Source organism: Bradyrhizobium sp. BR13661 (assembly GCF_029892425.1).
Lineage (GTDB): Bacteria > Pseudomonadota > Alphaproteobacteria > Rhizobiales > Xanthobacteraceae > Bradyrhizobium.
The window spans coordinates 124,150-131,292 of sequence record NZ_JARXWB010000024.1; the positions used below are offsets into that span (position 1 = coordinate 124,150).

Here is a 7,143-nt window from a genome sequence, read left to right on the forward strand (position 1 = left end):
GTCCACAACCCCTGAAAATGGAGAGCATCCCATGGAACTGATGATGGTCGATCCGCGCGCGCTGAAGGAGAATCCCGATCAGATGCGCCGCTCGAAATCTTCGCTGCAGGCCGATGCGTTGCTGCTGGCATCGATCAAGGCCGTCGGCATCGTGCAGCCGCCCGTCATTTTGCCGGAGTGCGATGGTGGCAACGGCTACGTGATTCACTTCGGGCATCGTCGCGTCGCGCAGGCGATCGCCGCTGACCTTGCCGAAATCCGTGTTCTCGTCGCGAACCCCGACGGAGATCACGACGCGATGCGCGCCCTCGTCGAAAACGTCGCGCGTGAGCCGCTCAACCCCGTCGACCTCTGGCGCTCGATCGAGCGTCTGGTGGCGCTCGGCTGGACCGAGGAGTCGATCGCGCTGGCGCTCGCCTTGCCCGCGCGCCAGGTCCGCAAGCTCAGGCTGCTCGCGAATGTACTCCCGGCGATGCTTGACCAGATGGCGAAGGGCGACATGCCCGGCGAGCCGCAGCTCCGCGTCATCGCCGCGGCGTCGATCGACGAGCAGAGTGAGGTCTGGAAGAAATACAAGCCGCGGAAGGCCGATCCGCAGGTCTCCTGGAACGACGTCGCCCGCGCGCTCACCAAAACGCGCATGTATGCCCGCCACGCGAGCTTCGATGACGAGCTTGCCACGGCCTATGGCATCACATGGGTAGAGGACCTGTTCGCGCCGGCCGATGAGGACAGCCGCTACACGACCGCCGTGGAGGCCTTCCTCGGCGCGCAGAACGAGTGGATGACCAATCATCTGCCGAAGCGCGGCACGGTGATCGAGGTGAACGAGTGGGGCCAGCCCAAGCTGCCGGCCAAATCCGAGCGGGTCTGGGGCAAGCCGGGGAAGTCCGACTGCACCGGCTGGTATCTCGATCGCGACGGCCAGATTCAGTCCGTCGCTTATCGCATGCCGCAGGTGAAGAAGGCGAAGGGCAAAGCCGGCGAGACAGAAGAGGCCGCAGCCGACGACATCGAAACCACGGCGAAGGCGCGGCCCGACGTGACGCGCAAGGGCATGGAGATGATTGGTGACCTGCGCACCGACGCCCTTCATGAAGCCCTCGCCCGGGCGCCGATCGAGGATGACACGCTCCTCGGGTTGCTCGTGCTGGCGTTCGCCGGCCAGAACGTCTCCATCGCCTCCGGTAACGCCGACGGCTATGCCCAGATTAGCCGACACGCCGCGCGACTGATCGGGGAGGACGGCAAACTCGCCTTCGATCGCGACACCCTGCAACAGGTCGCGCGTGCGACCCTGATCGACGTGCTGTCGTGCCGGGAGAATCGCTCGGACAGCGGCGTCGCGGCGCACATCGCGGGTGACGCTATCGGCGCAGATACGTTCTTGCCGAACATGGCTACGGACGACTTTCTGTCGTGCCTGTCACGCACCGCGATCGAGGCAGTGTGTAAGGACACGCCGGTGCTTCCGCGCCAACGGGTCAAGGACACGCGCGAAGCGCTGGTTCAGCACTACGCCGAAATCCGGTTCGTGCATCCGGCCGCGGTGTTCGCTCCCGCGCCCGAGAAGGTCGCCGCTTGGGCCGACAAACACGGCCGCGCCGAAGACGACGAGGAGTCCGGAGCTGACGCGTTGAACGAGTCCAACGAGGCCGAGGACGTGCCGCCGGCGGACGGATACGCTGAAGCGGCGGAATAGCGACCCGCACCTCACCTTCCATCCGATCAATCCCCGCCGCCGGCTCCCCCGAGTCGGCGGCTTTCGTTCGCAAACCCCACAGGAGGACATCATGTCCGCACAACACATCTACGTGTCTGCTCCACTCGGCTCGATCGTTCGCTATTCAGACGGCACACCGAGGCCACCCGCACGGTTCAAGCGCAAGCTTGCCGCATGGGAAAACAACAACAGCGGCGGGAGACTGGTCAAGAAAACTCCGTCTCGCGATATGCCGAGCTGTTTTCTACTCGCCGGCATCACGCTGCATCAGGGCGATTTCGGCAGCGCCGGCGTCGTGGTTCTCAGGGTCTACAAGACCTTCTCGGTCAACTGCGCCCTCAAGTTCATCGTGACCGAACCTCCGAAGCCTGGCTCGGTTCGTGTTCTCGACCGCGAGGGCGAGGCGGCCGAGCTGCTCTATCTCGCCGCCGACTGCACCGCGGCGGAAGCATGGCTCGCGGCGCACCGCTATCCCGGTGCCGTGCTGGAAGACGTCACGACGGACGAGGTCGCCGCGGCTGCGATCGATGGGAGGGCTGCATGAGCACGTTCGCCGATTCTACTTCGACGAACAACCGAACTCGTGCTCCGGCGGGGGGCACGTTCGCACGCACCCATGAAGGCCTGCTCGTGGCCGAGGTCGGCGACCGTGCGTTTGCCTTGTTGCCCGGCTCGGATGGCCGGTTCTTCCTGGCGTCGGCCTGGCGTCTTCGCGGCCCGATGGAAGAATGGAAGCGCTCGGACTTCTACGGTCACGGCGGTGATGTCGAAGACGAGACCGCTTTCCGAGCGCGTGTTGCGGAAAACGCCGAGCACCAGCGCCAGCGCACGGCCTTGGCGCGACGCGAAGTCTCCTCGCGCGCGTCGACTCCATGGGGCACTTCCCAGCATGCCATCTATGCCGACGGAGTCATCTGTTATTCGACGGCAAGCCATGGCGGCTTCCATCTCGATGCTGAGCATAACGCGAAGGTCCATCCCGGCCTTCGCACGCGCGGCGGCTGGTATGAGGAAGATTGCGCCTGGGCGGCCGTGGCGCAGGCCTTTCCGGAGCTGTTCACGGACTATGAGCGGCGCTGCGCGGATCGGACCATCCGCGATTGGCACCCGGACGCCTGGGAAGCGATCCAAGGAAAGCGCCTCAAGCCCGGTGAATCTCACGAGAAGGATCGTCGCGCCTTTGAACGTGATCACGCATCCGACTGGATCGTGATTTCGGCGATCCGGTGCGATCAGCACGCCGGCATGACCGAATGCGTCGCCACGCTCGGCGGCGATCGAGCCGCCCCCGAGCAGCGCCGCTACCTCGTTCCGTCCGACGAATATCACGTCGGCCGCTTTGGCTTCGTGATTGATGGGGCTCGCCACCGTCTCTACGACGGTCCGTCGAGCTTCATCGGCTGGAATCGGTGAGGTGCGATATGCCCTGGCAACTCATCGCCCTCGCCTTCGGATGGCGCGCGACAGCCGGCGAGGACCGCGGCATTCCGCGCCTCGTCGTCTGGCACCCACGCCTACGACGTCATTTCACGGGCGCCGACGCCTGGAAGTGCGCGGTCCGCTTATCGGTGCGTGCGCCTGACACATCCCTTTCTTCGCCCTCAAAAGTCAGGAGGCATCCATGAACGCTCAATTCATCACCGCACCTGCAGGGCCATGTCGCCGAGGCGCTGCATGGCGTCCTCACGGACGGGATGCGCACATCCGCCGGGACAGATTCGGTCTCGATCGACTGGGCGATCGCGGGCGACGACATTCCGTCATCGATCGCGCAGGTCCCCCGCTCCTCGACGAGTATGCGCCCGACAGGACAGCGTTTCCCCACTGGCCATGGAGGGCATTCTGATGTCGCTCACGCCTCAATCGGCCTTACTCCTGCGCATGGAAAATGCACTTCTCGAGACAAGCCGTCATCTCGGCATCATTGAACGGCAGATCGAAGCTCGCGCCGAGCGCATGACGATCACGTCCTGCACCAAGCGCCGGCAGTCCGGCGGTGGTACCTCAAGATGGACACGCGCGGACGAACGGGCTTTCCGCGAAAATATAGCGGCGCTTGCCCTCACGCGGCGCGCCGAGATCGACGCGTTGACTCGCAAGCTCACGCGGCAAGAGAGCGCGCTTGCGGCGTTCCGGCGGCGCCACGGGATCGAGCCTGCGCTCGGAGATCGGGAACCAACAGCCTGCACCATGACGATTGACGGCTAATCATGTCGCGGGCTCATCGGCCAGCGCTTCTGCAGCGCAAGCCAGGCTCTCCGAGTGACCCTTGAGCTCCGACTATCCGTTCTCCGCGTACTGCCACCGGCGCTCCCAGAGCAGAGCCTGCGAAGATGGCGTGCAGGTGGGCAATTCGCGCGCCGCGGCAGGTAGAGGAAGAGCACGACGAACGCCAGTAAACCGGGCTGGTCATGGATGCAGGTCATCTCGGCCTTCATTCTTTTGGCGTCAACCCGTGCCGGCGCCCCCTCGGGTTTGCTGCGGTCTGAACCGTCGACGGCCCGCTTCAAGGGCAAGTCGCAGTCGATCGTCGCCCGCCGTCTCGTCATGGCCAGGCCGCGTCCTGCGCAGGGCCTGCGGCCCCGCTTGTCCGCACCCCGACCATGCTCGCCTTGACGGTCCACGCCCCTTGAAGCGGTCCGCTTGCGCCGGTTCTTGGCGACCGCACCCGAGGGGGCGCCGGCACGGGCCGATCGCCTCTCCCGGCGAAACCGAGAAAGGACCTCACCATGTCAAAGACCGCCCGTTCTCCTCGCTCATCTGCTGCCGTCGTTCCGCTCCGCCGCGGCACCACGCTCGAGATGGTCCGGCTCGCCTGTCCCGACGCCGCGCAGGCCAACCGCATCTCCGAGAGCTTCGGCCTTGCTACGCTCGACAGCGACGGCATCTGTGACCTCCACGAACGGCTCATCATTGAGACCGCCCAAGCGCTGAAAGACGGCTTGAGCGAGCGCGCCATGCAAATCCACCTGCAGCGCATCGTCGGCGCCTATGTCGGATCGGCCCACGGCGCCGGCCAGTTCTACTCCCGCGCAGTGACCGAAGCGCGTGACGCGACCGCCAAGCTTGCCAACGACAGCCGCGACGAAGATCTCGACGGTCCCGTTGGTTTTGACAGCGCCGCGCAGCGCAAACGAGAATTCGCGGCCGACATGGCCCTCCAGGCCCACGCGCTCCGCATGGCGGCCGAGGGCGCCGTCACCGCCTACGAGCAGATCGTTGGCGAAACCTGGAAGCCGTTCGAACGGCAGATCGAGCACGCCGGCGAGACCGTCGGTCGCAAGGCCGCCAAACTTCAGATGGAGTCTTTCGGCTAGCCATTCGGGCGGGGCATGGCCCCGCCCTTTTCACTCCCGACGAAAAGGCCGGTCCTCGCGGGCCGGCCTTTTCGCATGTCACGCGCGGCGGCGGCGCTGCAATCTGAAAACCAATAGAAAAGAGAAGACCAGCCGACACCCATCGCGGCCCCGTCCCGGGTGATGGTCCTGCTTCGGCTGGTTTGTCCCCGCAACGGCTCCGCCGTCCTCCACTGCGTTGCGGCCCTCCCAACAAAATCCTGGTTCTGCGATCCGCACCGATCCGGGTGCGCGGACCTCCCAGTCCTGCGCGGGCGGACCCCGTGACGGGGCCGCGATGGGCGCGGCCTCCAACGGAGGTCATGATCATGAGCCGAAAAGAGGAAAAATCTCGCGCGGACATCTACGCGCGCATCACCGATCGCATTGTCGCCGATCTCGAGCGCGGCGTTCGTCCATGGACGCAGCCCTGGACGGTCGCCGATACCGCTGGCCGCATCACTCGGCCGCTCCGCTACAACGGCCAACCCTATAGCGGTGTGAACGTCATCCTGTTGTGGTCCGAGGCGGTCGCGCGCGGCTTCACCTCGCCGACATGGATGACCTTCAAACAGGCGGCCGAACTGGGCGGCCACGTCCGCAAAGGCGAGACGGGCAGCGTTGTGGTTTACGCCAGTCGGTTCACAAAGACCGAGACGGACGGCAATGGCGATGAGGTCGAGCGCGATGTCCCGTTCCTCAAGGCCTATACCGTCTTCTGCGTCGATCAGATCGATGGCCTGCCTGAGCACTATTACGGTCGGCCGGCGACGGTCTCGACGCCGATCGAGCGCAACGCGCACGCCGACGCGTTCTTCGCTAACACCGGCGCTGTCGTCCGACATGGCGGCATAATGGCGTTTTATGCGCCCTCCTCCGATCACATCCAGATGCCACCGCTCGAAAGTTTTCGCGACGCGGAGTCGTATGTCGCCGTCCGAGCGCATGAAACCGTTCACTGGACCGCTCCTTCCCACCGTGTCAACCGCGACCTCAGCCGCTACGGCAAGGACCGTAGCGAGCGCGCGCGCGAGGAACTGATCGCGGAACTCGGGAGTTGCTTCCTGTGCGCGGACCTCGGCATCGTGCCCGAACTCGAACCGCGCCCGGATCACGCGAGCTACCTCGCGTCCTGGATGGAGGTCATGTCAAACGAGAAGCGCTTCATCTTCGCGGCGGCCGCGCATGCGCAACGCGCTGTTGCCTATCTGCACGGCCTTCAACCGAAGGCGTTCGAGGTCGGGGAGGCTGCATGATGAGCAGACAGCGTGGCGATCGTCCAGTCCACAACCCTCGCTCCTATGGCCGCGCACGGCATCATCGATCCGATGCCAGACTATGCGGTCTTCGCAGACACCGGCTGAAGGCCGACCGTCGTTTACGATCACCTCGCCTCGCTGACATCGCCGAATGTATTGCCCTTTCCTGTCTGCATCGTATCGGCGGGGCGACATTCGCGAGAATCTGATCAGCGCCGCTCGCGGCCAGCGCGGGGCATCCATCCCCGTGCGTGCCGTGAACCGGCCTCGCCCTTGCGGTTCTCGCCGGGGTTCTCCTCCCGTAAATGTCGTGACCCGATACGCGGCCTTACCGAAACTTCCTTCGGGGGCGCGTTCCGGCGCTAACGGGTCGTCGCTCTATCGAGCGAACGTCGCTCCCATCCGCAGTCTCGTTTGATAGGCCGCGCCCTGACGCCTGATGGAGAAGCGGCGCGGTCGTTCATTTTCAGTCGAGGTCTCGACCAGCGGGGCTTGAAACGTTGTGAGGTGTCCGCTGTTGGTTAAATGCGCGTCCGTCGCCCTGGCCCCGAAGGTCGCTGTCGTGTCACCCGGCCGTTTCATCAGTCTCGCCCACGGCGTCCTCGATTTGGCATGTCTGACCGAAGGCCGTCGTCGCTTTGCTCCGCCTCGCTCTTATCCCCGCAACATCCGGCCACGACTTTCTTCCCCTGGCCGCTGCGCGTCCATTCCTCGCGGAAATCAAGAAAGTTGTGGCTTGGCTGCCCTCTACTGCGTGCCGGCCCCTGCGGGGTGCGGGTCGATCGCCTCCGGTCTGTAGCCAGCCATCGAGGCTGCGGTGGGCGCG

General features: G+C 65.1%; 6 protein-coding genes and 1 pseudogene. All 7 read left to right on the forward strand.

Annotation, left to right across the window (positions count from 1 at the left end):
* The first annotated feature begins 31 nt into the window (after positions 1–31).
* Positions 32–1,702, forward strand: coding sequence for a ParB N-terminal domain-containing protein (locus tag M2427_RS30820; RefSeq protein WP_021078650.1), 1,671 nt, complete (start codon positions 32–34; stop codon positions 1,700–1,702).
* 91 nt (positions 1,703–1,793) lie between these two features.
* Positions 1,794–2,267 carry a hypothetical protein gene (locus M2427_RS30825; RefSeq protein WP_021078649.1) on the forward strand — a complete coding sequence of 158 codons (474 nt, stop codon included), beginning with the start codon at positions 1,794–1,796 and terminating at the stop codon, positions 2,265–2,267.
* Positions 2,264–3,136: a hypothetical protein gene (locus M2427_RS30830; protein ID WP_021078648.1), complete on the forward strand. Its 873-nt coding sequence runs from the start codon at positions 2,264–2,266 to the stop codon at positions 3,134–3,136. Before M2427_RS30825 ends, M2427_RS30830 begins: the two co-directional genes overlap by 4 nt.
* Positions 3,137–3,568: 432 nt before the next feature.
* Entirely contained in the window at positions 3,569–3,931 is a 363-nt protein-coding gene (locus M2427_RS30835) for a hypothetical protein (RefSeq protein ID WP_021078647.1), read from the forward strand.
* 521 nt (positions 3,932–4,452) lie between these two features.
* Positions 4,453–5,040, forward strand: a complete 588-nt coding sequence (locus tag M2427_RS30840; RefSeq protein ID WP_021078646.1) for a hypothetical protein — start codon at positions 4,453–4,455, stop codon at positions 5,038–5,040.
* Between the two features lie 347 nt (positions 5,041–5,387).
* Positions 5,388–6,314: a zincin-like metallopeptidase domain-containing protein gene (locus M2427_RS30845; protein ID WP_021078645.1), complete on the forward strand. Its 927-nt coding sequence runs from the start codon at positions 5,388–5,390 to the stop codon at positions 6,312–6,314.
* Between the two features lie 15 nt (positions 6,315–6,329).
* A pseudogene (locus tag M2427_RS30850) lies at positions 6,330–6,564 on the forward strand (hypothetical protein); the annotation flags it as partial.
* Positions 6,565–7,143 lie beyond the last annotated feature (579 nt).